The sequence below is a fragment of the Sedimentitalea sp. genome, assembly GCF_039973035.1.
Lineage (GTDB): Bacteria > Pseudomonadota > Alphaproteobacteria > Rhodobacterales > Rhodobacteraceae > Sedimentitalea.
In genome coordinates, this window is the sequence record NZ_JBDWLR010000077.1 from 26,940 (window position 1) to 52,343 (window position 25,404).

Annotated in this window: 20 protein-coding genes; 3 read left to right on the top strand and 17 right to left on the bottom strand. The window is 58.5% G+C overall.

Annotated features, from left to right (window positions below; translation table 11 throughout):
- Positions 1-25 precede the first annotated feature (25 nt).
- The 4 genes from ABJO75_RS18165 to ABJO75_RS18180 all read right to left on the bottom strand — a co-directional run bounded on the left by ABJO75_RS18165 (position 26) and on the right by ABJO75_RS18180 (position 4,143).
- Entirely contained in the window at positions 26-1,603 is a 1,578-nt protein-coding gene (locus tag ABJO75_RS18165; RefSeq protein WP_348133514.1) for an ABC transporter substrate-binding protein, read from the bottom strand.
- Between the two features lie 55 nt (positions 1,604-1,658).
- The gene (locus tag ABJO75_RS18170; protein WP_348133512.1) at positions 1,659-3,143 is read right to left on the bottom strand and encodes a M81 family metallopeptidase; all 1,485 of its coding nucleotides are present in this window, start codon (positions 3,141-3,143) and stop codon (positions 1,659-1,661) included.
- Positions 3,144-3,358: 215 nt separating this feature from the next.
- Entirely contained in the window at positions 3,359-3,745 is a 387-nt protein-coding gene (locus tag ABJO75_RS18175; RefSeq protein WP_348133509.1) for a VOC family protein, read from the bottom strand.
- A gap of 170 nt (positions 3,746-3,915) precedes the next feature.
- Positions 3,916-4,143 (bottom strand): hypothetical protein, encoded by a 228-nt coding sequence (locus ABJO75_RS18180; protein WP_348133507.1) that lies wholly within the window; start codon positions 4,141-4,143, stop codon positions 3,916-3,918.
- Positions 4,144-4,251: 108 nt separating this feature from the next.
- Between ABJO75_RS18180 and ABJO75_RS18185 the strand changes: the two genes are divergently transcribed.
- Positions 4,252-4,944, top strand: a complete 693-nt coding sequence (locus ABJO75_RS18185) for a GntR family transcriptional regulator (protein ID WP_348133504.1) — start codon at positions 4,252-4,254, stop codon at positions 4,942-4,944.
- A 31-nt stretch (positions 4,945-4,975) separates the two neighbouring features.
- Here ABJO75_RS18185 and ABJO75_RS18190 read toward each other — a convergent pair whose 3' ends face one another.
- The 7 genes from ABJO75_RS18190 to ABJO75_RS18220 are packed head-to-tail and all read right to left on the bottom strand — an operon-like array spanning position 4,976 to position 10,837.
- A complete protein-coding gene (locus ABJO75_RS18190) occupies positions 4,976-5,842 on the bottom strand; it encodes a dioxygenase (protein ID WP_348133502.1) in 867 nt (288 codons plus the stop codon).
- Between the two features lie 10 nt (positions 5,843-5,852).
- Positions 5,853-7,160, bottom strand: a complete 1,308-nt coding sequence (locus tag ABJO75_RS18195; RefSeq protein WP_348133500.1) for a TRAP transporter large permease — start codon at positions 7,158-7,160, stop codon at positions 5,853-5,855.
- Positions 7,157-7,687, bottom strand: a complete 531-nt coding sequence (locus ABJO75_RS18200) for a TRAP transporter small permease subunit (RefSeq protein ID WP_348133497.1) — start codon at positions 7,685-7,687, stop codon at positions 7,157-7,159. Before ABJO75_RS18200 ends, ABJO75_RS18195 begins: the two co-directional genes overlap by 4 nt.
- A gap of 33 nt (positions 7,688-7,720) precedes the next feature.
- Positions 7,721-8,803: a C4-dicarboxylate TRAP transporter substrate-binding protein gene (locus ABJO75_RS18205; protein WP_348133494.1), complete on the bottom strand. Its 1,083-nt coding sequence runs from the start codon at positions 8,801-8,803 to the stop codon at positions 7,721-7,723.
- A 31-nt stretch (positions 8,804-8,834) separates the two neighbouring features.
- Complete coding sequence (locus ABJO75_RS18210; RefSeq protein WP_348133491.1) at positions 8,835-9,290, bottom strand: OsmC family protein; 456 nt, start codon at positions 9,288-9,290, stop codon at positions 8,835-8,837.
- A gap of 6 nt (positions 9,291-9,296) precedes the next feature.
- Complete coding sequence (locus tag ABJO75_RS18215) at positions 9,297-9,956, bottom strand: malonic semialdehyde reductase (protein ID WP_348133489.1); 660 nt, start codon at positions 9,954-9,956, stop codon at positions 9,297-9,299.
- Complete coding sequence (locus ABJO75_RS18220) at positions 9,953-10,837, bottom strand: fumarylacetoacetate hydrolase family protein (protein WP_348133486.1); 885 nt, start codon at positions 10,835-10,837, stop codon at positions 9,953-9,955. Before ABJO75_RS18220 ends, ABJO75_RS18215 begins: the two co-directional genes overlap by 4 nt.
- 97 nt (positions 10,838-10,934) lie before the next feature.
- Between ABJO75_RS18220 and ABJO75_RS18225 the strand changes: the two genes are divergently transcribed.
- Both ABJO75_RS18225 and ABJO75_RS18230 read left to right on the top strand, forming a co-directional pair.
- Positions 10,935-11,321 (top strand): YciI family protein, encoded by a 387-nt coding sequence (locus ABJO75_RS18225; protein WP_348133483.1) that lies wholly within the window; start codon positions 10,935-10,937, stop codon positions 11,319-11,321.
- A 93-nt stretch (positions 11,322-11,414) separates the two neighbouring features.
- Entirely contained in the window at positions 11,415-12,029 is a 615-nt protein-coding gene (locus ABJO75_RS18230; protein ID WP_348133481.1) for a hypothetical protein, read from the top strand.
- Positions 12,030-12,095: 66 nt separating this feature from the next.
- Here ABJO75_RS18230 and ABJO75_RS18235 read toward each other — a convergent pair whose 3' ends face one another.
- The 6 genes from ABJO75_RS18235 to ABJO75_RS18260 form a co-directional block, all read right to left on the bottom strand.
- Entirely contained in the window at positions 12,096-18,917 is a 6,822-nt protein-coding gene (locus ABJO75_RS18235) for a M10 family metallopeptidase C-terminal domain-containing protein (RefSeq protein WP_348133479.1), read from the bottom strand.
- Between the two features lie 629 nt (positions 18,918-19,546).
- Complete coding sequence (locus ABJO75_RS18240; protein ID WP_348133476.1) at positions 19,547-20,932, bottom strand: M20 family metallopeptidase; 1,386 nt, start codon at positions 20,930-20,932, stop codon at positions 19,547-19,549.
- A complete protein-coding gene (locus tag ABJO75_RS18245; protein WP_348133969.1) occupies positions 20,929-22,500 on the bottom strand; it encodes a gamma-glutamyltransferase in 1,572 nt (523 codons plus the stop codon). The genes ABJO75_RS18240 and ABJO75_RS18245 overlap by 4 nt, the downstream gene beginning before the upstream one ends.
- Positions 22,500-23,504 carry an oligopeptide/dipeptide ABC transporter ATP-binding protein gene (locus ABJO75_RS18250; RefSeq protein ID WP_348133473.1) on the bottom strand — a complete coding sequence of 335 codons (1,005 nt, stop codon included), beginning with the start codon at positions 23,502-23,504 and terminating at the stop codon, positions 22,500-22,502. The genes ABJO75_RS18245 and ABJO75_RS18250 overlap by 1 nt, the downstream gene beginning before the upstream one ends.
- Positions 23,501-24,499: an ABC transporter ATP-binding protein gene (locus tag ABJO75_RS18255; RefSeq protein ID WP_348133470.1), complete on the bottom strand. Its 999-nt coding sequence runs from the start codon at positions 24,497-24,499 to the stop codon at positions 23,501-23,503. Before ABJO75_RS18255 ends, ABJO75_RS18250 begins: the two co-directional genes overlap by 4 nt.
- A 7-nt stretch (positions 24,500-24,506) precedes the next feature.
- Positions 24,507-25,403, bottom strand: a complete 897-nt coding sequence (locus ABJO75_RS18260; RefSeq protein ID WP_348133467.1) for an ABC transporter permease — start codon at positions 25,401-25,403, stop codon at positions 24,507-24,509.
- Between the last annotated feature and the right edge of the window lies 1 nt (position 25,404).

Here is a 25,404-nt window from a genome sequence, read left to right on the forward strand (position 1 = left end):
CCACGCTGCAGTTTATCAAATCGGGTCACGATCGACGGATATTCCAGAACATGTCGACCGACCCTTGCAGTGCACCTTGCAAGTTTGCGCGCACGGCACCGGATCGATAGGACAGTCCCAGCGGCAGTGTCGGCACCATGTCGATCGCCCGTTGCTGGACGTCAAGGTAAAGCTTGGCCGCCGCCTCTTCGTCAGCCGCCGCCAGCCAGTCGACGACGAGCTGCTCCATCTCGGCATCCTCATACCAGCCCCACCAGCCGGAATCGCCCAGACCGCGTGTCGTCGCGTTGGTTGCCGGGTTGTTGATCGAGATTGCAGGCCAGTTCGTCGCGGCCAGATTCCAACCCCCATTTTCGACCGTCTCCTTGGATACGCGGCGTTGCACCACGGTGCCCCAATCGGTCTCGACCAGATCGACGTTAAACCCGATTTTGCTCAGAAGATCGGCGGCCAACAGACCATGCGGGTGGATCGACGCGATGTCTGTCGGGTTGAGAATGACCACCGGCTCGCCCTTGTACCCGGCCTCGATCACGGCCTGTTTTGCGGCCTCGATATCAAGACTGCCGATGATGCCTTCGCCCAATTGCTCGACATTCGGCGTTCCACAAGGAAAGAGCGCCAGACATTCTTCGCGGTCCGCCTCGTTCGCGGCGACGGACTGCAGGAACGGCACCTGATCGACCGCCTGCATCACCACCCGCCGCAGCTCGACGTTGTCAAACGGCGCAATCAGGTGGTTGAACCGAATGACATGCATGATGCCATAGGGGTCAGTGCGATGAAGGTTCACATCCGGATGCACTTCGAGGATCGGTTGCAGGTCGGTCAGGACCGCGCCCAGCCAGTCAACCTCGCCCGCCTGAATCGCGGCAATTGCGGTGGCGGCGTCCGGGATGATCTGCCATTCCAGCCGGTCAAAATTGACCTGCTTGCCACCCGACGTCCATTCCGCCGCGCCCTCGCGCGGAGCGTAATCTGCGAACTTTTCATAGACCACCCGGTCACCCGAGACGTATTCATCCGCCAGAAACCGATAGGGGCCAGATCCGACCATCTCGGTGATCTGAGTTTGCGGATCGGTCTTTGCGAGCCGTTCCGGCATCATCATGGCCGGGCGTGAATGCGGCTTGCCAATCGCATTCAGCAGCGGGCCAAAGGGGCGGGTCAGCTTTATCACGATGGTCTTGTCATCCGCGTGGCCAAACGACTCGGTCGCCGCATTCAGGGCCTGACCAAAAGGATCGCGCTGTGCCCAGCGAGCAAGGCTTGCTGCGCAATCCTGCGCGCGCACCGGTTCGCCGTCGTGGAATTTCAGCCCGTCGCGAAGCGTAATCCGCCACTCCAGCCCGTCATCGGACACCGTGTGCCCTTCTGCCATCTGTGGCCGCGGCGTCTGGTTGGCGTCGACACCATAAAGCGTGTCGAACACACAGTACCCATGCGTCACCGAAACCGCCGCAGGGGTGAAAATCGGGTCAAGGACCGTCAGGTTCGACGCCGGTACATATTTCAGTACCTTCGTTTCACCCGATTGACCAAGCGCGGGAAGCGACAGGAATGGGGTCGCTGCGGCGGCCCCCAAAAGTGTACGGCGTTTCATAGTGGCATGTCCTCTCTGAAGTGGCTGGCGGCTTTGCCGCGCTTTCTTGTCGTTTCTAGAGCAGTTGCGGTGTCTCCATATCGTCAGCAGGCCAATTGGGGCGCTTGCGGTTCTCCCATGCAATATCCTGCAACCGGAGCGGCGTGCCTCCGGGGCCATGCAATGCGATAAAATCCACATCATCCGACAGCAGTTTGCGGAAATTCATCAGATTCTTGAACGAAACCAGACGACAGCCGGAAATGTCGATCCCGCAGGCGGCATAATGTTCGTCCATATGTTCGTACAGCGCGTGGCTCGCGACCAGCAATTGCAAGCCGCCAACACGAAGCACCGCCGAAGGTCCCAGCGAGACTTCGGTGTTTCCAATCGGGCCACCGCGATACACAAAGCGCCCGTCATGCAGGCTCTGGACCGTCGCCGTCACCTTGACCGGCGGCACCCAACGCGTGTCAAGCCATGCGCCGATGCTGAACTCTGCCTCCGCTCCCTCGCCGAGATCAAAGGCCCGCTTCGCGGCATGCGGGTCATAGATGCTGATCGCGGACGGCACATCGGGTGCGTGTTTCAGGATTGCCGCAAGCAATGTCGGAGAATCGCCGGCAGCCCCGCCACCGATGCTGTCGGGCGCATCAATCAACAGAACTGTTTTTGCATCCATTTCCAAAGCCACGGGCACGGCTTCATCCGCCGTCAGCGCGTCAAGTTCGAACGCGCGCCGCCGCTGCCACATTTCATCAAGAATCTCCTGCGCGGCAGCGCTCGCCCCTGCAACATCGCCATCGGTCACAGCGACGCCGGTTATCCCCACGTCCGCCATGTCCAGCCACGGCTGAACCGGAAAATAGCTGAGGCTCAGCGCCCGGCCGTCTGCTTCCATCGCCCGCGCCCGTGCCGCGACTTCGGCCATGGGCGCATCGCCCAGCGTTGCCCCGCCCAACACCGGCACGATGGCGTTGTATTTGCGCAGCTTAACGACCGGAGTGATCTCACCTCGCAGGGTCTGCACCAACAATTTGGCTGCATTGCGCCCCGTCTCGAGCGCATCGACATGCGGATAGGTTTCGTACCCCACGAGAATATCCGCCATTTCAACCATTCGGTCCGTGACGTGCGCATGCAGGTCAAGACTTGCAGCAATGGGGACATCAGGGCCCACGATCTCGCGAACCTGCGTCAAAATCGCGCCTTCGGGGTCTTTTTCTTCGCCGCAGATCATGGCGCCATGCAGTGCCAGAAAAACGCCATCCAGTGGCAAGGCTTCCTTTACGCGTTCGGCAATGTCTGCCAGCGTCTCCTGAAAGAACGTTTCCTCGACATGGCCACCGGCCCCACCTTTGGCAGCCAATGTCGGTATAGGGTCAAAGCCCGCTTCCTCCAGAACCCCGATTCCGCCAGACAACGCGGTTTCCTTGCCTTTGACGTGCGCCAGTATCGCATCGCCTTTCAACAATCCCTTGCGCTCGAAATCTTCGCGCCGCTCAACACGAAGCGAAAGGCTGTTGCCCTCATACTCAAAACTCGCAACTGCAACGCGCAACGATCGCCTCCTTTTGACATTTGGGTGAGCCATGCACGCAAGGAGAGAATGGGCGCGGCGCGACTTGCCACCAGAGTTGCGACTCGTCCCGGCGTTGTCAATGATGTCGCGGCCTCGATCCGGAGGTCAAACCTATTGCGGCGCATCGGGTACTGGCTGCGAACTACGTACTAGGCGCTAATGGCTGCGTATCGCAGGGATTTGCCGCAGTCTCGTTAATCAGAGGCGCTCATCTCATCGGTATGAAAATCGATATGAATATGGTTGCCATCGACGTCTTCCAAATTCACCTGAACGATTGGCATGCCAGGCACCTGATCAACCGAATGACGGATATCCGCCGCCTTCAACCTTTCGAGCAATTCCGCAAGCCCCGCTGCCTGAATCGCGAAATGCTCAATCTTGGATTCTATCGAAGCGCATTCTTTTGCCACTCCGACAAGATGGATGACCGGATGTTCCCCGATATAGATCCACGCACCCGGAAACGGAAAGTCCGGCCTCGCGCCTGTGGTCAGGCCCAGTATCTGTTCATAAAAACCCACCATCTCATCCAGTTTGGTGGTTCTGACATTCACATGGTCGAGGCGGAGCATCTTCATTGGATTGCTTTCTTGCTGACTAGGTATCGATTGGCTTGTTCTTCGGATTCATAATTACGGATGCGGCTCTCGGGAAAGACCTTGCTCAGTTTCATGCGCATGAAGGCCGAACCTGCATAGCGTGATACTTCCAGTTAATACCGCTCCTGCAAATCGGAACCCATCGTGGCCTACGCGGCGGCAACCTCATCGTTTCTTCTGAGGTCGTCAAAATTCATGACCACGTCGACGTTGTTGAGATGCGGAGCGCAAACCGCTTCGACGGATTTTCTGACCAACACTACATCGTCAGATGACCGGATGCGCGATTTCTCGAAATTCAAGAAGGTATCCTGCGCCGCATCCAGTGTGACACGCGCCAGAAAGTTCAGGCGCAGCGGGTCTGTTCTGAGGTCCATCACCTCGTTCCAGAAGCGGTTAGCCCCACCCAACAAACAATTCGGTGACGCAGCAAGTCTTGCATCTTTAGTGCTTTGAACCGCCCAGAAAATCGATATTATGGACGCATGCAGTCCCCTTCGACCATCATTGCGACCGATCGACCGGCATCCGAAACATCGGCGACGCACCGGACATATCTCGCCATCCAGAACCTGATCGTTACAGGTGCACTAAAGCCAGGTGAAAAACTGAAAATCGAGGGTCTGCGCGCACGCCTGAGCACCGGGGCTTCGCCAATCCGCGAGGCGTTGAGCCTGTTGACCTCAGACAATCTGGTGGAACGGCTCGATCAACGCGGATTTCGAGTTGCCCCCACCAGTCAGAGCAACTTTGAAGAAATACTCGAACTGCGCTGTGATCTTGAAGACCGAGCGTTGCGCAAGAGCATCGCAAATCGCAACGAACAATGGGAAGAATACGTCGTTCTCTGCCACCACCGCATGACCCGTGCCAAGCAAAGTAACGATCCTACGTTCGAGGCCTTGCACAAGGCATTTCACATGGCGCTTCTCATGCAATGCGACGCGCCGATCCTGATGAAATTCTGCTCGCAGCTGTATGATCTGAACATCCGCTACCGATATCTGGCTGGCAGTGCGTTAAACTATACCAAGCGCGATGTGTCCTCCGAGCACGAAGCGATCATGCGAGCTGCAATCTCCGGAGACGCAGAGAGCGCGACAGCTCAGCTTCTTTCGCACTATCGCAAGACAGGCGCGTTTCTGGCCGATGCGATTGCGGCCGCAGAACTGCCCTAGATCGTTTTGACGTGGTGTTGAGGTGGCAAGGCTATGCCTCAACCAGCGTCAAATCGAAATCGACCTGCAAATATGGCCCATCTACGCTGCCAGAAAGCGCAAAGCCGTCAGGGAACGTCCCCGCTGGCATGTGCCAGTAGGACATTACCAAATCTTCGCGGACGCCGAACACCGTGTCTTGATCCAGATAAGCATCATCGTCGGGAAACACCTCGGTCACCAAGGGTCGGAAGCCATCTGCCTTGACGATAAAGTGGAGATGCGACGGTCGCCATGCATGGCGACCGCAGGCCTCAAAGAACTCGCCGATCGGCCCGTCAGTGGGAACTTCGTATTCAACAGGCTTTACGCTGGTAAAGGCATACCGCCCATCGGCACCCGTCGTCTGGATCCCGTGAAAGGAATAGGTGCCTTGTTCCGGATCCTGACTGGAATAGAGTCCATTGGGCGCGGTTTGCCAGATGTCGACTGTGGCCCCGGCAATCGGCTGACCGTCGGTGTCTTTGACGATGCCTTGCGCCAGCAGTACCGGCGCGTCGAGATCACCGCGCAAATCCCCCCCGATCGGCAAAGGCGGCGCCCCGGAGATGTGAAACGGGCCCAAAACGCTGGAAGACGTGCCGCCGGGCTTGAAATTGATCATGTCCACAAGTGATGACAGGCCCAGCACGTCGGACAGCAGGACAAATTCGTGTCGCTCTGCGTCACACATCGCGCCGGAGCGTTCGAGGAATTCGACCCCCATCTGCCATTCCGCGTGGGTCAGGTTCACCTCTTTTGCAAAGGCGTGCAGATGCGTGACAAGGCTTTGCATCACCTCTCGCAGGCGCGGGTTGGTGTCTTCGCCCATATAGCCCATGAACACGTCGGTGATGTTGTCCTTGGTCACATTTCTCATGGCGATCTCCTCAGTTCAGCAGGGCAAGGCTCAGGATCGGGAACTCGATCAGCAGGATCAGCACGACCAGCATGACACCGGCAAACGGTAGCGCGCCCATGAACACGTCCTTGAGCGAAATGCGGTCGTCATCCAGCGTCGCCTTGATCACAAAACACGAAATGCCCAAGGGCGGCGTCAGCAATCCAATTTCGGCGCCGACGACTGTGATGATACCGAACCAAACAAGGCTCAACCCCATTGGTTCGACAAGCGGCAGAAACAGCGGAACCACGATCAGAATGATCGACGCCGTGTCCAGCAGCGTACCCAGAAACAGCATCAGGATCACATAGAGGATCATGATGGTCCAGAAACTGGCCTGATTGCCGGCAAGAATATCCGCAAGTTCGTTTGGCAACCCGGCCAGCCCCAACATCCGGCTGTAGATTGAAGCCGCTGTGACCAGAAACAGAATGGTCGCGGTGATATGGCCGGTTTCCAGCAACGCTTCCCAAAATCCGCGCAGGGTCATCTTGCCCCGCAGCGCCGCAATGACCAAGCCGGCCAGCGCCCCCGCCGCGCCGGCCTCGACGGGTGTCAGCCAGCCGGTATAGATGCCGCCCAGTACGATGGTAATCAGGCCAACGGTCGGCAATGTCTTGCCCGCAATCATGCCCCACGGCATCCGCTCGAAATCCTCAGCCGGGCGCCCACCAATGAAACTAGGGGTAAAGCGCCCCATAGCCCAGATCGCAGCGACATAGGCAACGGCCAGCATCAGGCCGGGAATGACACCGGCTAGAAACATCTCGCCAACTGATTGCTCGGCGACGAAGGAATAGATGATCAACATCGCGGATGGCGGGATGATCATGCCCAGCACCGACGATCCCGCGACCACGCCAACCGCAAATCGCGGGTTGTGGCCGTAATGGAGCATTTGCGGCACCGACACCTTGGAAAACACCGACGCCGAAGCGATTGATGACCCCGTAACCGCCGCAAAGGCCGCATTTGCGCCCACAGTTGCCATCCCGATGCCGCCTTTGACCCTACGAAAACCGGTGCTCATCACGTCATAGATATCGGTGCCCAACCCTGCCTTGGACACGATCAGCCCCATGAAGGTGAACAGCGGCACCGTGGCAAAGGTGTATTCCATCACGCTGTCGCCCACCGCAATCTTGAGCAGATTCATCGCAAGCTCAAAATTGTCACGCATCAACCAGATGGAGACGAACGACACGCTGATGAGCGCAATCGGAATGTAAACGCCGATATAGATCGACAGGATGATGGCCAGGACCGACAGACAGCCGATTTCAGTAGGCGTCATGCGGATTTGTCCGATCCATCGCGGGACAAGACCTTGAGCATAAAGATCAGGGCACAGAGCGTGGCACTGCACAGGATGGTCAGCTTGATGGGCCACCACGGCGCGGTAAACACGCCGGGGATGCCAAAGAAATCCTTGGTCTCCCACATGTCTGTAAACTCGGGAAAGATCGCAATCGCGATCAGCGCCATGATGATGGCGGACCCGGTGTTAATTGCCCGGCGCATGGCGGCGGCTACGCGTGGGTATTTGTCACCGATCACAAACAGCAGGCCATCGGATCGCGTCAATCGATCAACCCGCACGACATCCGGCAACTGCAGAAAGACGATCAGAACCATCGAGAACTGCACCACCTCTACCGCACCGCGAAACGGCTGGTTGAAGAGGCCGCGTGCAACAACATCGTAATTCACGATCACCACCAGGCCCAGAACGACAAGCGTTCCGACGACATTTGCAGTGGTTGATACCGTCCTGACCACGCGCGTGAGCGCGGCGATCCAGGTATGAAAAACGTTTGCCATCACACGGCCCCTTCGCCTTTGGTGAGTGGTGTCTTAGTTGGCCAACCCCGCCGACCAATCGCGGACCCCGGTGTATCCTGCATCCGCAAGTTTCCCGAGGTAGGCATTCAACATTCCGGTGCCGTCTTCACCAGCTGAATCCAGTCCTTGCGCCCATTCCATCGCAATATCCGGCATTGCGTCAGCCCAGGCCTTGCGATCCGCCGCAGACAATTCCACAACAGTACCGCCCGCGGCTTCAAATGCGGCAAGGCTTTCCGCTGCCTTGTCCATTGTCAGCGCGGCGACATGATCGCGATAATCGACCGCGACATCCTGCAGGACCGCTTGCACCTCTTCGGGCAAACCATCCCAATAGTCCTTGTTGACAGTCACAGTCTTCGAATTCACCGCGCCAAAATCGGCATTGAGCATATAGGGTGCGACTTCGGCAATCTTGAAAGTCGCCGCCGCTTCGGGCCACAACATCGCATGATCCACCAACCCGGTTTGCAGCATGTTGTAGAAATCGGTCAAACCACCGCGCACACCTGCAGCACCGTCAATACCTTCGATATAGCGCAGGTTCATGCCCGCACCGGCAACCTTTGCGCCTTCAAGATCCGCAAGCCCGGAAATCGGCGCCTTGCTGAACACCTGATAGGTATCCAGCACCACCCCCGTCGCAAGATAGACTTGGTTCTGTTTGAGGAACTCCTTTTGCATCGCCGGGAATTCCTTGGCGATTTCATCTACCGCCTTGGCCACGGCGCGTGAATCCGGTGCAACAAAGGGCGTCACGGCCGCGATTGCCTGACTTGGAAGCTTGGAGGAATGAAAGATCGTCGTCACGATTCCGATATCACCCAAGCCCAGTTCTATCCCCTCAAGCACACCTTTGGGCTTTACGATCGTGCCGCCATAGCTTTCCTGCCAGTCCATGACATAGTTGCCGGTTTCTGCCAGCCGCTTGTCGACTTCGGGGATGAAAAAGTTGGTAAATTCCTGCACCCACAGCGCACGTGCCGGATAGCCATCGATAACCACGGCCTTGATGGTCTCGGTTGCAAAGGCCGGCATGGCTGTCAGGGTGGCCATTACCGCGCCGAGCGTCATTCGTCTCGTCCAGAATGTCATGTGTTCCTCCCGTTTATGTTGTTTCGCGCGGTCAGTTCTTTTGCCAGTTGACCATCAGTTTTGTTCCCGAATTTTCATAAAGTTTGGCAATCGGGCAGTATTTCGCAGTCTCGACCCCGACCCGTTCAAGGTCTTCGATTTTCGCCGGTCCGTCTGATGTCACGGTCAGTTCGATCGCCTCAAACGGAACCTCGACCTCCTGCATCAACAGCACTCCCCGACGATCGAAATCGACCACCATGTCAAATGTCAGATGCCCGATATCGACGCCCAGCTTGTCGGCACATTTATGGCCGATCACGTTGGTACACCCGATAAGCGCGGCAAAGGCGGTTTCGGTGGGCGAAAACGCCTCGTTTGTACCGCCACGTTCGAGAGGTTCGTCAATAACATGGGACAGATCCCTCACCAAAGCCTCGGATCGCGCGTGGCTGGTGCCTTTGCCCGACATCCTGATCTTGATCGTGGTCTTTTGTCTGATCGCCATTTGACCTCACAGAACCTCGCAAATGTCTTCAAATGCAAAGCGGGGCAGTTTCTGAAAGAGCGCGGTTTCATCCGCATACCCAAGATTGCAAAGAAAGTTCGATTTCCAACCGCTCTCGGCAAAGAACTCCTTGTCGACCACCGCGTTGGCAAAACCCGACATCGCGCCAACATCCAGCCCCATCGCGCGCGCACCGATCATCAGGTAAGCGCCCTGCAGGGTGGAATTTCGGAACGCCGTATCATGCGCATAGTCAGGTTTGCCGTCAAACAGCGGCTTGCGGTCATCATGGGGAAACAGGAGATCCAGCCGTTTCCAATACTCTGGGTCCCACGCGACGATGGCCGTGACCGGCGCACCCATCATCTTGGCGACATTCGCAGGCTTCATCGCCTTGGCCAACCGGGTCTTGGCCGTCTCGCTGCGCACAAAGACGAACCGCGCGGGGCAGGTATTCATGCTGGTCGGACCATTGATGACAATGTCATACAGAGTTCGCAGCATTTCGTCGCTGACCGGGCGGTCCGTCCAGGCATAGTGGGACCGTGCATCGCGCAGGATCAGATCGATTGCCTCGTCATCCAGAGACCCGACACGCTCGCGAAGCGCGCGCACCCGCTGCTGTGCATCTGCACGTTGGATATCGATGGTTCCGTCCGCCATCATTCTGCCGCTTGCCTTTCGGAAATCTCGGCTTCGTCCAAAATTGGGCTTGAACAAATCCCGATCTGCTCGATTTCGATGTCGACCGTTTCACCCGGCTTCAACCAGCGTGGGTTCGGTTTCTTGGCATGTCCGACACCAGGAGGCGTTCCCATTGCAATCATGTCGCCGGATTCCAGCGTCGTGTATTCGGAAATGGTTGCGATGGTCTGCGCCACCGACCAGATCATGTTGCCCGTGTTGGAGCTCTGAAGGATTTCGCTGCCGATGCGGCTCTCGATCTTCAACCCCTTTGCCCCCTCGGGCAGTTCATCGGGGGTCACGACAACAGGCCCGACCGCCCCAGTATTGTCAAAGTTCTTGCCCGGCGTCCACTGATGGGTCTTGCGCTGGTAGTCCCGAACAGAACCGTCGTTAAAGACCGTATAACCGAACACGTGATCCAGTGCGTCCGCCTCGGAGATATGGCGCCCGCCTTTGCCGATGATCAGCATCAATTCCGCCTCATAGTCCAGCTTTTCCGAACAGATCGGGCGCACAAGCGGCGCACCGGCAGGCATGATTGAATTTGGCCCCCGCATGAACAAAGCCGGATAGTCCGGAATGTCATAGCCGCCTTCCTTGATGTGCTCGACATAGTTGAGGCCAAGGCAAATGATGCTGCCCGGTCGCGCCAGCGGAAGCGCCGGAATGATGTTGCCGAGAGGAACAACCGCACCCAGGTCGGTCGCCGCAGCAACTTTTTTCCGAAGGGCAGGATCTGCGGCCAGGCCGGAGAGATCGTTTCCAACTTCGGGTATATTCGCAGTCAAATCATAGGCATCGTTGTCCCGTATCAAAAAGACAGAGGTTGTCTCTTCTGTTTTACCAACGATGAACCGCATGTGTATCTCCTGATTGGGTCATTGCATATTTGGCGATATTAGGTGATTGTGTCAAATAAAATCGATATTATTGACCATATCATCGAGGATCACCCATATGCCCTCATGGAACACCTACAAGGCAGAGGCACAGGCCCGTGGCTCGCTTGCGTTTGAACTCTTTGTCGTGATCAGCACGCCCGCAGCAGCGCCGGAAGCGATCAAGGAAAACCTGCCGGATCATCTGGCGTATCAGAACACGCTGGAACGTGAGGGGTCGCTCGCCTTTGCTGGCCCGATGTCCGACGAAACCGGCACACAGATGCAGGGGATGGGATTGATCATCTATCGCGCCGCATCCTTCGAAGACGCACGCGCCCTCGCTGACGCAGACCCGATGCACGTTGCCGGCGCGCGCAGCTATACCTTGCGAAGATGGATGATCAACGAAGGCCGCATCTCACTTTCGGTGGGCCTCTCGGAACAGACCGCTTCGCTTGCGTGACCGTAGGAGCCAAGACACGATGGGATCAGCATCGACATCCCGCCCGCCAAGACCGTGAACCAAGTTCCACCCATCAGCAAAAGGAAAAGTCCAATGACGATCAGAGCAATACTCGCCATAGCGCTGTCCCTGACAGGCGCGTCCGTCGCGCAGGCCCAAGATGCCGGTATGAGCTTTTTCATCACCAGCGCAAATCCGGGAAACGGAGCTGATCTGGGTGGACTGGAAGGCGCGGATGCCTATTGCACCTCGCTCGCCGAAGCCGCCGGGGTATCCGGAAAAACCTGGGCGGCATATCTGTCATCCAGCGCCGAAAATGCCCGCAACCGGATCGGAGCCGGACCCTGGGCAAATGCCAATGGTGTCGTTGTGGCCGTAAACGTTGACGATCTGCACAGCGAAAACAACAACGTCACCAAGGAAACCTCGATCTCCGAGTCCGGTGACGTCATCAACGGGCGAGGAGACAACCCGAACCGCCACGACATTCTGACCGGGTCAAACCTTGATGGAATGCTCGAAGGCAACGCCTGCGACGACTGGACCTCAAGCGGCGAAGGCTCGGCCATGGTCGGCCACCATGACCGCACAGGCGGCGGCGACCACCCGACCGCATGGAACTCTGCACACCCGTCACGCGGATGCAGCATGGAAGCGCTTCAGGGAACCGGAGGTGACGGCCTCTTCTATTGCTTCGCGACCAACTGAAAATGATTGCGACGAACGCCTGACCCAGCGCGCTCGTCGCATATTGGTCTAGATGCCGTTCAACGATCAGGCAAAGACGAACTGGTTTTCGTCAAAGCTGGCGATCTGAGCCGCGTTGAAACCGTCGACCCGCAGGCTTTCGCTGCCATAATCAATGGTCAGATCACCTTGCGGCGTGCCGGACCCATTCAGACGTTCGCTGAAGGTCAGGTCGGCAACCGCTGTTGCACCCCAGTCGCTGATGTCGATCAGGTCGATACCCAGTTCGAAATCAAGGATCCGGTCCTGTTGCCCATCGCCAGAAATGAACCGGAAAGTGTCCGCACCACTGCCCCCATCGAACAGGTCCTTGCCCCTATCGTCGGTGAACTGGTCGTCACCCGCGCGTCCGTTCAGGACTCTCACGGACCCACCTGTTATCAGGATGTCATCAAAATTCGACCCCTGAAGCCGTTCGACGCTGACATAGCTGTCGCCCGCCGCGATGCCGGTGCTGTTAACCGTATCAGAGGCATCAACCGTTAGCCCGGAAGATGACAGGTAATAGAACACCTCGTCATTGCTTGAATCGCCACCGTCATAGCTGTCGGCCCCATCACCAGCAAAAAAGCGATCGCGACCCGCGCCGCCCTCAACCGTGTCGTTCCCGGCCCCGTCATAGATGCGGTCGTCACCATCCAACCCCTGGATCAGCTGACCCTGGCCGTTGATATAGTCGCCATCCGCGTCGAAATAGGACCCTTTGATCGTGTCGTTGCCGTCCGTGCCGCTCACGACGCCATCGCCGCTGTCTGGCGCAACGGTGAAATGTGTCGCATCAAGGTTTGGAATGTCCGCCGTCTCCAGCCCATCCAGCCGAATACTCTCGGACCCGAACCTGACAACCAGACGGCCCAATAGGCTGCCTGAACTGTTCGTTGCCTCGGTGATCGTCAGGTCGTTGAAATCAGTCACGCCCCAGGCGCTGAGATCAATATGGTCTGCGCCAATCTGGAAATCAAAGACGCGGTCCTGCGCACCGTCACCTGCGACAAACCGATAGGTATCCGCCCCATCGCCGCCCCGGAAATTGTCCCTGCCGGCATCGTCGGTGAAATCGTCGTCGCCTGACCGCCCATTCAGTGTGACGGTCGCGCCACCCGAAACAAGAACGTCATCGTGATTGGACCCCTGCAGGCGCTCAATGCCGGAATAGCTGTCGCCCGCCGCAATGCCAGTGTTGTTGCCTGTGTCCGACAAATCCACCGTAAGGCCGACCGACGAACGCGTGAAATAGACTTCATCAAGATTGTTTGAGCCGCCATCGTAACTGTCCGCGCCCTCGCCTGCATAAAAGCGGTCGCGGCCTGCGCCTCCGGACACGGTGTCGTCACCTGCCCCGTCATAGAACCTGTCATCGCCCGCCAGACCTTCGATGATCTGCCCGCTGTCGTTGATGCTGTCACCGCCAGCATCGACAAAGGAGGTGTTGATCACATCATCGCCACTGGTCCCGGTCACAATCCCGTCCGGCCCCACGGCTCGCCATTCAGCAAGGTCAACACCGGTCAGAGTCAGACTGTCACCGCTTCCGAATGCGATAAGCAAGTCTGCGCCGGTCTGTGAAATTGTAACGCCCGCATAAGTCTGGTTCGGCTCGATAATCACACCATCGATTTCAACCTGATCCGCGTGGATGTCGAAATCGGTCACAACATCGGCACCGGTTCCTGATGCGATCCGAACGAGATCATGACCGGCTCCGGTTGTATAAACATCATCCCCTGCGCGCCCATCCAGCATATTGTCTGCCAATGTGCCGGTGATCTGATCACGCCCCGTACCCCCGATGACGTTTTCGAGGTTGATCGCGGTCTCCGAACCGCCCGCCGAAAAGGTGACTGTGCCAGCCCCGAGATCGTAGGTCGCGTCTTGCGTTAGATAAGAGAAATCAAGCGTATCGACACCATCGCCACCGTCAAAAGAATCAAGCCCAAGGTTGCCGATCAGAATGTCATCGCCTGCGCCGCCTTCGTGGGTATCGTCGCCATCCTCGCCGTTCAGGATGTCATTGCCGCCATTGCCCTGCAGCAGATCGTTGCCGTCATCGCCAAGAAAGGAATTGGCCGCTCCGTCGCCAAGGAAGGTATCGTTGTTTCGACCGCCCTCGGCATTTTCGATGCCCTGCATGGTCAGCGTAAGCCCGGCAAAGCGCATCTCTTCATTCACGAAGTCAAAGACCGTTGCAGCCATGCTGAAACCGATCCGAACCGTGTCGCTGCCAGCACCGCCCAAGAACGTGTCCTGCCCCCCGCGTGTGACCAGGATGTCGTCCCCGTCGCCACCGTCGTAAAGATCGTCACCGGTGCTTGAGCTGTAGATATAGTCGTCGCCGGCCTCACCGTAGAATTCGTTATTGCCGTATCCGTCGGTCAACGTGTCATTGCCCGCGCCGCCATAGGAAATGTCGTCACCAGACACACCATCCAGACGGTTGTCCTGATCGTTGCCCAGCATCAGATCGTCGCCGTTTCCACCAACCACGTATTCGATATTCTCGAACCGCTCGATACCGTAGGAATTGTCTTTCCAGCCAAAATAACCCTTGGCCATGTCAACGATCAGCCCCGGACTATAGCTTGTCGGGTATTCATTCTGAAGCTCGAGCCTGTCAAAACCGTCACCACCATCGAAAAAGTCGATGCCGTCACCGCCATAGAAATCGTCATCACCGGCCCCGCCATAGAGCATGTCGTCGCCTTCGCGCCCGAACAGAACGTCATCGCCCGACCCGCCATGCAGCGTGTCGCCAAGTTCTGCACCATAGAGAGTGTCATCGTCCGCGCCGCCATAAAACAGGTTCGCAGCATAGCCATTGCCGATGATCCTGTCCTCTCCCGCGCCGCCAAGGGCGATATTGTCGCCATCTGAGAATTCGAGCCGGTCATCACCGTCCCCGCCGACGACCACATCATCGCCCGCGGCCGCATTTACGGTGTCGTTTCCGGCGCCCGCCTGAATGACGTCAACGCCATCGGTTCCGTTGATCGTTTCGCCCGAAGAAGAGCCAAGCGTCTGCTGTCCGGCGGCATATTGCCATGTTTCCAGCGAAACATCGTTCAGGATGACCGCGTCATCGCCACCATAGGTGACAAAGGTATCACCGTTGATTTCTTCGACGGTCACGCCAGCGGGCACATCATTCGGATCGATGTATTTCTCATCAACGATCAATACGGTTTTCGCGACGTCAAAATTGCCGATACGCAGCGCGTCGGCATTGTTGGCGTCGGTCTCGGTGACATAGGCATTGCGATCCAGATGGATCTGGTCGGTTGCGGTATCGGTGCCGTCGATGATCAGCGTTGCGGTGCCAGTCCTGATGACACCACTGGCGTCTGTTGCGGTATAGGCAAGTGTTTCGCTTGCCGATGCACCGGCATCCAGCCAGGCATAGGCACCACCCTGATCCAGCGTCAGGCTCCCATCCGCCTCAACCGTGAGCGTTGCGCCGGACGCAAGACGCACCACGAGGCCGGGTGTGACCGCCTGCCCCGCAATACTGACAAGGCTGATGGGGTTGCCTTGATACTCGAGATCATTGGCAAGCAGGTCGATTGTGACAGTGGCGGCCTCGGCAACCCGGATGAAATCGTCGATGACGGCGAATTCGGTGATCAGCGGCCCGGCGACCTCGGCGTAGGTCAGTGTTACATCGTTGAACTGGATGAATTCGACATCGTCATAAACCGTATCGACGGTGTTGCCCGTGGTGATCGCGATTCCGCCCTCGACAAAGGCATAGCCAGCACTTGTGCTGTCACCGGAAATACGCGCGGTGTCGATGCCGACGCCACCGTAGAGGAAATTGTTCTCGACGTTGTCGGAATACCCACTTTCGGTATCGCCAACCAGCGTGTCATTCCCCACGCCACCGACAAGCGTGTCGTCGCCGCCATCGCCAACCAGAAGATTGTCGGCGTCGCTCCCCACCAAGAGGTCATTCGCACGCGATCCTATCGCGTTCTCGATGCTGATCAGCGTGATCGTTTCACCCAGCGATTGATAGACGGCCTGACCAGCACCCAGATCAACCATAATGTCATCCGACCACCAGAATTCCGCCGTGTCGTTTCCATCCCCGCCATCGAACAGATCATTACCAGGAGTCAGATCACCATAGATGTTGACCTGAAATCCTGCGATCAGCCGGTCATCGCCCGCGCCGCCGTATAAAAAGTCATCACCGCTGCTGCCATTCAGCTCGTCGTTCCCGGCCCCGCCATACAGCCGGTCATCATGCCAATAGGATGTGGTAAGCTCATCATCCCCGTCCTCGCCGTGCATTTCGTCGATGCCGCCAAAGCCGTAAATCCGGTCGTTGCCCGCCCCACCGTAGATAAAGTTTCGCTGGTCATCCCCGCCCAGATAATCGTCAAAATCAGATCCGCGCAGGTTTTCGATGTTGATCAGTACATCGCCTGACGCCTCACCGCTCTGAAAGCTGGTATCGCGCAGCCGAATGCCCACGCGCTCTGTCGCGCCGGCATAGCTGGCCGTGTCAGTGCCAGCCCCGCCATCCATGGTATCGCCGCCAGTGCCGCCAGCGATTTCATCGTCGCCGCCACCTGCATAAATAACGTCATCGCCGCCGCCACCGTTGAAACGGTCAGAACTGTTATAGCCATACAGTTCTTCGTCGGTCTCATCGCCATCAATCTGCGTTTCCGGAACCGCGCGCTCTTCCTGCAAAGCATCGCGCGCCGCAAAGGCATTTTCGCCCAGTTCCGAGTTCTCGAACGTGTAATTCGCGTTGGACCCGTCCAACACATTGTCCGGCCAGCTCATGTACCCGTCATCAAACTGAACTGTGAAAGGGACGGCCATCGAGGCTTCGATCTGAACCAGCCCCGACGGATTGTCGCCGCGCGTATGATACCCGATCACATTCTCGATGACGATACTGGAGCCGGTCGCATTGACCCGGATTTCGTAGGAGCCAACGGTCTGGTAGTGATCCACCGTCTGCGGCTCAAAATCGAATGTCCACCAAAAGAACGGATCGAAATCCACCACCTGGCTGCCCAGAAAGATCTCTTCGTACTGGTAGGAAATCGTGACTTCGCTGGAATTGATACCCTCAAACCGCACCAGATCAACACCGCGCCCGTCGCCGATGATCAGGTCATTGCCAAACCAGGTTTCGCTGTCGCCGGCATCTTCGGAGAGAACGATGGTCAGATTGTCCTGCTGATCATAGGTGCCATGAACCTCGCCGATTGTCAGATAGGTGTCATGCCCGGCACCGCCCTCGAACACGTCGGTGCCACCTGAATGCAGGAACACATCTGACCCGGCGCCGCCCTCGATCATGTCGTCGCCATCGGTATCATAGGCCAACAACCGGTTCAGATAGGCCTCAAAATCCTCGCCTTCCTTGAACCGTTCGCTGGCACCGTTGTCGTAAAGATAGTCGGCTCCGTCGCCGCCATTAATGGTGTCATTCCCGATGCCGCCATGCAGATCGTCGTGCGCGGCAGAGCCGGTGATCGTATCATCCCCCTCGGCACTGTAGGACGACAGCCGGATATTCTTGAGGTCCTGCCCCGACTCGTCAATCAGATGATAGGACGCCTCGTCATCGAATTCAGTCAACTCATAGACTTCGAAATTCTGCAAGACCATTCGGCCGGTGCCACCAGTATCTTCGAGCCGGTAGGACCGGGTCGAGGTGAACTCCTGAGCGATGAAAATGCTTTCGGCGGACTCGGCAATCGAAAACACGTTGGTGCCGAAAAAGCCCCCATGAACCAATACATCCAACCCATCCTGAAGCGCCGCAACCTCGACATAGTCGCTCTCAAACTGTGTCAGATTGATCCGCTCGACATTCTGGATGAGGTTACCGTCCAGCAGCAGGTGCACCGGGCCGGTGATGTAACGGTAATCAAGGATGTCGAAACCGTCGCCACCATCGATCAGGCCGCCGCTGCCCACGACCGTTCCGTCATGGGTGAAATCCCCACCGGCAGCGTCGCGGGCCGCATCAAGGTCCGGAATGCCACCTGCCAGCGTGATCGACGGATCGACAACGATGAAAACGTCATCTCCGCCACCGCCAGACAGGCTGTCTGACCGGCTCAGATCGTTCTGGTTATAGTAGCCGGCGATCGTGTCGTCGCCTGTCCCGCCCAGAACAACGTCCCTGTCATAATCATCGCCCGCGACGATGACGACATCGTGGCTGCCGGACGCATTTGTAAGGTTATCAGCACCCTCACCACCATAGAGCGCGTGCACCTGATCTCCGGCGGCAAAAACGGTGCTGGCATTCATGGCATCGGCGTTTGCAGTGCCGATCCAGGTTTGATTCCCCGGCTCGTTCAGCGCGGTTTCAAAGGCAAGAATATCATAACCGGATTCTGAAACACTGCGCAGGATCGAGGTCACGAACGAGTTGGAATTGACCGTTGGCCCCCAGAAAAGGTCACCACCGGGAATATCGACGGTCTTGTAGATAAAGATGTCATCGCGGGCGTTTGCCGCCGTCTGAAGCGCCGCCCATACGGCTCCTTCTTCGGACCCGGAAAACACCAGTTCGCGCCGGCGATCCTGCGCAGCTTCGTCGCCATGTCCGGCGGCCACCAGTTCCTCGACTGTCATTCCAAGATCATCGTCGAAATTGCTGGTCAGCCAGGCATCTTTGCTGACGGAAAGCGGGTCGTTGACGAATTCAGCATTCAAGAGCGATCCGGCACCAGTATTCGCGAGCGATGTGGGATAGGCCCCTATTGTGGTCCAGGCCGCGTAGTTCAGCTCTTCGCCGGGTGGAACGTACACAAGGTACTCGTGTCGGGCAAAAATGTTTCCGTCAAACTGGATACCTTTGGACTCAATATAAATTGGCATGAAACACGTCCTCGTTATGTTTTTACTTGGTGGGTCCCGCCGTGACCCAGGTTATCTCGCCTTCAAACATCAATACACTTGCCGATGCAGAACATCCGCCGGTTCGCCATCGCATGAGCAACGCGCGGGGCAGACAAAAAACCAGCCCCCTATCGGCACGGTATCCATCTGCGGCGCTGCCGTAGCGACCGCCCGTCAGATCGACCGCTTTGGTCAATTTCCATCCGCTCGTCTCAAACCAGTTCGTGAGGGTTGTTTCATCACAAGCCAAGCCTGACAGGGTCGCGCCCGAGCGATTCCAGCCGAGCTCGTAGTATGCCCCATCAACCAGAGCCCAATTCAATGCAGATAGGTGTGCGTTGCAGTCATTTTCTGCGGCTACCTGCTGCGCAGCACTGACAAGCCACAGGGATGCGATGATATACTGGGAAAGAGACCTGCCCAAATATGCAGGGACTTTTAGGATGCGAAAGAACCTTCGCCAATGGGTCCGCACGCAAGGTCGATTTTCAATCATTTCCCCCGGCGTCCCACTACTCATTACCAAGATCAAAACTCGAACGGTTTTATTTATCCCAGCATAGGTTGGGACGCCTCATTCGGCCAGCGCGTTCTGCCTGTCACCCGGTTCAACCAGGCGTCGGCACCTCGCCGATATCCCAGAACAGGCCTGCCATAACCCGCAACGCATCTCGGCAGAGTGGGCGCAGAACATGTTCGTTGGGTGCATGTTGTGAACAGCCGCGATAACTGTGCGGAACCCAAACTGTCGGCAGGCCGAGAATGTCGGCAAAGCTGTCGTTGGGCAGCGACCCGGCGAGGTTGGGCAGCACATGCGGAGATTTGCCTGCGGTGCGGGTCAGGCTGTCGCGCACATACCCTACCCATGGATGGTCCGGGTTAAGCCGCGTGGCGCGAAAGAAACCCCGATCATGGGGTGTGATCTTAACCGCTTCATATCCGTGGCGATCCAGATGACGGCGCAGCGCGGGCAGGATATCCTCGGGCTCGGTGCCGACCACATATCGCAACTGGCACGTCGCCCGTGCGCTGGATGAGATCGCGTTGACCGGGGCATCAGGCACACCCGAGGTCATCGCCAGAACGGCAAAGCTGTTCCAGCCATAGGCGCGTTCGGCGGGGGTAAGTCCTTCTTCGCCCCAATCCTCGTTCACCTCGGGCCCATCGCCTTCGGAAACCGGCAAATCTTTCAGTGCCGCGCGGATATCATCGGTCAGGCTGGTTGGCCGCCATTCCTTGATCTGGATCTGGCCACGCACGTCGGTGATCGTCGCCAGCGCATGGGCAAGGATCATTGCCGGATCGGCGAGCAGCCCGCCCCAGTTTCCCGAATGATGCGCACCGTCGCGCAAATCGAGCGACAGATCGAAACTGACGCCACCACGCGACCCCATGAACATGGTTGGCGTGTCCGGTTGCAGGCGCGGGCCGTCGGACGCGATCAGCACATCCGCAGACAGCCGCTCGCGTTGCAGCGTGAAAAACTCCGGAAGCCCGGCAGAACCGGTTTCCTCGCTCATCTCGATCACGATCTTGACGTTGAAACCAAGACGACCGCGTTCGGCCAACACCGTTTCCAGCGCCGCAATGTTGATCAAATGCTGGCCCTTGTTGTCTGCCGTACCCCGGCCATACAGCCGATACCCCTCTGCCACCAACTCGAAAGGGTGCAGGCCATCGCGCCACTGGTCCGTCTGCGCACGGATCACGTCGCCATGCCCATAGGTCAGGATGGTCGGCAGATCATCGCCCTCGATCCGCTCGCCAACAAGGAGCGGCCCGCCATTTGGTGCGGGGTTGTCAAAGATTTCGCAGGCAAACCCGGCCGTTTCCAACCGTGGCTGCATCGCCTCTTGCAGGTATCGGTACAGTTCCGGGCCACTATCGGACTTCTGGCTTTCGGTCGGATAGGCGACCAGTTCCGCAAGTTCAGATTGGAATTTACCGGTGTCGAAATAATCGGAAACGCGATCTATGGCGCTGTCGCGGCTCATATCTGGTCCTCATTTATGGCGTCGCCCCAGGGCGACATGATTTCGGTACAACCGGAATTCTTGCCCGCGCGCCGCATGACACCGGCAGGACAGGCAAAGGCATAGGGAAACACCGTACGCCGCGTGGTCACGACGTCATGCTCAGCCGCAAGCGCGGCGATCACATCGTCTGGCAGGCTGTCATCGGCGACGAGTTTTGGCCCTCCGGATACGTCGATGCGCGGCTGGTGAAACGCCGCCCCGACATCCATGCCATGGTACGCCACGAAAGACGCCATCTGGACCATCGCCGAAACGATCTTGCGCCCGCCCGAAGCGCCGAATGCAAAACGCGTGCCGTCATCTGTTTCACCAAGAATCGGGCAGACATTCATCAAACAGGTCTTGTCCGGGGCCAGCGAGTTGGGCCGCCCCTGTACCGGGTCAAACCACATGATGCCGTTGTTCATCAGGAAACCGGTCGAAGGCGACACCACCCGGCTTCCAAAGATCGATAGCAGGGTCTGGGTCTGCGAAACCATGTTGCCATGCCGATCCACGACCGAGAAATGTGTCGTGCTCCCGGGGCTTTGCGGCGCTTCGCCGTCATCGCCCATGCCGGACAGGCGCGCCGCGTAGGCCGCATTCAGAGCCTTTGCATAGGCAGCATAGGCCCGCGCGTCGGGGGTGCCTCCGCCCGGCCTATCCAGTCGGGTGATCGCGTCGCGAAAGGTCGGCCCTGCAGTCAGTCCTGGCAACACATGGAAACGCCCTGTCCCGTGCGAGAACGAAAGCGGATCAACAAAGGACGCCTCATAGGCACGCAGGTCGGCGTGGGACAGGCTGCCGCCCTTGGCCTGAACATCGGCAGCCATCGCCGCCCCCAGATCCCCGTCGTAAAGTTCGCGCGCGCCCTTTTCCGCCAGTTCTGCGAGCGATGTAGCCATCCCGTCCATGTCGATGCGTTTGTCCGACAGACTGGTCCACCCGGCGATTGTCGGCCACTGTCCGTCTTCCAGAAACAACGCGGCGGCATCCGGATCCGCCGCTAATACGCGAGTGGCCGATGCAATGATGAGCGCGGCATACCAATCTACATGCAGCCCCTCGCGCGCAAGATTGATAGCGGGTTGCAGCAGGTCACCCCAAGGCATCCGCCCGAACCGCGCATGGGCCTGCCCGACCCCATCAACCAAACCCGGCACAGCAATCGCTGTCGCGCCCTGCACGTTGCGGTCGTCGACCACTTGCTCCCACGGAAACAGATCGCCCGCGACACCGGCACCGGACAGCGGATAATCATCCGGGTTCAGCCCTTTTGGCGAGCGCATCCCGTAGTTCAATGCATAGGCGCGGCCCTCGTCCGCACGCCAGAGCATCATGCCGCCGCCACCTGCCGGGCCGCTCATCCACGGTTCAACCACACCAATGGCAAAGGACACCGCCGTCGCCGCATCAACCGCATCGCCGCCTGCTGCAAGCACTTCGGCACCGATGCGCGCCGCGCGGGAATGTTGTGCGGCAACAACGCCATATTCAGTTTCAATCACGGTCTTGGTGATCTGCTGGCAGTTCGACAAGTTAGGGATCACGCGGTGGTCTCCGGTTTCAGGGGGGCGCCAGTGTCCATGCCGCGTTCGGTATCGAACAAATGGCATTCAACATGGCCGTCATCAGTTGCCACCGGCAGCGGCGCGGTCTGTGTACATTGCATCATCGCGCGCGGACAACGCGGATGGAAATGACAGCCCGGTGGCGGTGCAATCGGGTTCGGGTACTCCATCCCAAGATGCGTGTCCGGCACACCCTGTCCCGGATCAGGCGTCAGAACCGAAGTCAGCAAGGCCTGCGAATAGGGGTGCCGCGGCGTGTCAAACAGCCCACCGACGCTGGCCTCTTCGACGATGCGCCCGAGATACATCACCGCAACGCGCGTCGCGAGATGTTCGACCACCGCCAGATCGTGACTGATAAACAGATAGGTCAGCCCAAATTCATCACGCAAATCGCCCAACAGGTTCAAAATCTGGCTCTGTACCGACACGTCCAGCGCCGAGGTCGGCTCGTCACAGATCACGATCTCGGGCTTCATGATCAGGGCGCGCGCGATGGCGACACGCTGTCGTTGGCCGCCGGACATCTGGTTGGGATAGGTCTGCATCACGCGCGCGGGCAAGCCGACGATATCCAGAATATCGCGCACCGCCTTTTTCTGGCTACTTGCGTCGCCGACATTGTGCACCCGCAGCGGCAGCGACACGATATCCTCAATGCTCTTGCGCGGGTTCAGCGAGGAATAGGGATCCTGAAAGATCGGCTGGATGCGCCGGGCCAGCTTGCGCCGGTCGGTCGCCTCGATCCGCTCGCCATCGACCAGAACCTCGCCGGTCGTCGGTGCCTCCAGTCCCAGCAGAATCTTAGCGAGCGTGGATTTTCCACAGCCGGATTCCCCGACCAAACCCAAGACCTCGCCCCGGCCCAAGGTCAGCGACACGTCATTGACCGCCGTCAGCGGTTTGGGTTTGCCAAAGAGACCCTGCTTGACGCTATAGGTCTTGGTCACGCCACGCAGTTCCAGTACCGGGGCGTTCATGCGGGAACCTCCGTTGCGCCGCGATACCCACTTTCGTGCACGCATCGGAACAGGTGTGCCTCGTCTAACGTGCGTTGCGGAATGTCGGCGCGACAGGCGGCAACCGCCTGATCACAGCGGGTTCGGAACGGGCAGCCTGTGATACCTCCGACAAGGCTTGGCACGATGCCGGGAATGGTCCCCAGTTTCGCACCGCGTTCGGTCTTGCCCGGTTGCGGAATGCAGCGCAGCAGGCCGCGCGTATAGGGGTGCATGGGCGCATTGAACACTTGCGTCGCGCTGCCGGTTTCCACCAATTCGCCCGCGTACATTACCGCCACCTTGTCCGCGACGCGGGCAACGACCCCCAGATCGTGGGTGATGAGGATCATCGCCATATTCATCTCGCGCCCCAGATCGACCAGCAGCCGCAGGATCTGCGCCTGTATGGTGACGTCCAGCGCGGTTGTCGGCTCATCCGCAATGATCAGTTCCGGCTCACACATCAGCGCCATGGCGATCATCACCCGCTGTCGCAACCCTCCGGACAGTTGGTGCGGGTATTGCGACAGACGGCTGGCAGCGGCGGTGATCCCGACCTTTTCCAACAGCTCGACCGCACGCGCCCTTGCCTGTTCCTTGCCAACGTTGCGATGCAACAGCAGTGCCTCGGCGAGCTGGTCGCCAATCGTGTAGGCGGGGTTGAGCGAAGTCATCGGTTCCTGAAAGATCATCGCCATCCGGTCGCCGCGCAGGGCGCGCATGGTCCGCCGCCCGGCACTGCCCAGATCGGTGCCGTCAAAATCCATCCGTGTTGCCCGCCGGTCGATCTTGCCACCCAGCAACCCCATCAGCGCCAGCGAGGTCAGCGATTTTCCAGAGCCGCTTTCGCCGACGATACAAAGGGTTTCGCCCCGATTCAGGTCAAAATCGATCCCGCGCACCGCGTTTAACGTGCCACCACCGACAGGAATGTCGATTGTCAGGCCGCGCACGGAAAGAAGAGGTTCAGTCATAGCATTCTCACCGGTTCTCGGGTGCGGTCACGTCGCGCAGCCCATCGCCCATCAGGTTGATCGCAAGGACCAGTATGAACAGCACCGCGCCGGGGATCAGCACGAGCCAGGGTTCAAACAGCATCATGTTCTTGCCTTCTGACACCATCAGCCCCCAGCTAGGCGTCGGGGGTTGAACACCAAGGCCCAGAAAGGAAAGCGCCGCCTCCAACAGGATCGCGTGGGCCATTTCCAGCGTCACCACCACGATCAGGTTGTTGACGATGTTGGGCATGATTTCCGACATCAGAATTCGCGGTGTGGAACAGCCCACCGCGCGTGCGGCAGCAACATATTCGCGGCCCCGCACCTGCAACGTGCTGGAGCGCATAACCACGGCAAAACGGTCCCACAACAACAGGCCCAACACGACAATCACCACCTCAAGCGAACCACCCATGATCGCAACAACCGCCAGTGCCACCAGCACCACCGGCATCGCCAGACGCACGTTGATCAGAAAGGTGACGACAGCATCGACCTTGCCGCCGAAATACCCGGCGGCCACGCCCATCGCCGTGCCGATCACGCCCGAGATCAGAGCGGCAATCGTGCCGATCAACAGCGACACCCGCGCGCCGTAGATCAGGCGCGACAGGTAGTCCCGGCCCAGATGGTCGGTGCCCAGTGGATGGTTCCATGTGCCGCCCATGAACACAGGCGGTTGCATCCGTGCCAACAGGTCCTGCGCATAAGGATTATGCGGTGCAAGCCACGGCGCAAACACCGCCACCAGCACCAACAACCCAAGGACCACCGCGCCGATCAGCAGACCCTGATGCCCGAACACCCGCTTGCGCAACAACTGCCCGGGCGTCGGGCCGGTGATTTCAGCGAGAAGCGGATCAGAGGAGGTATCGGTCATG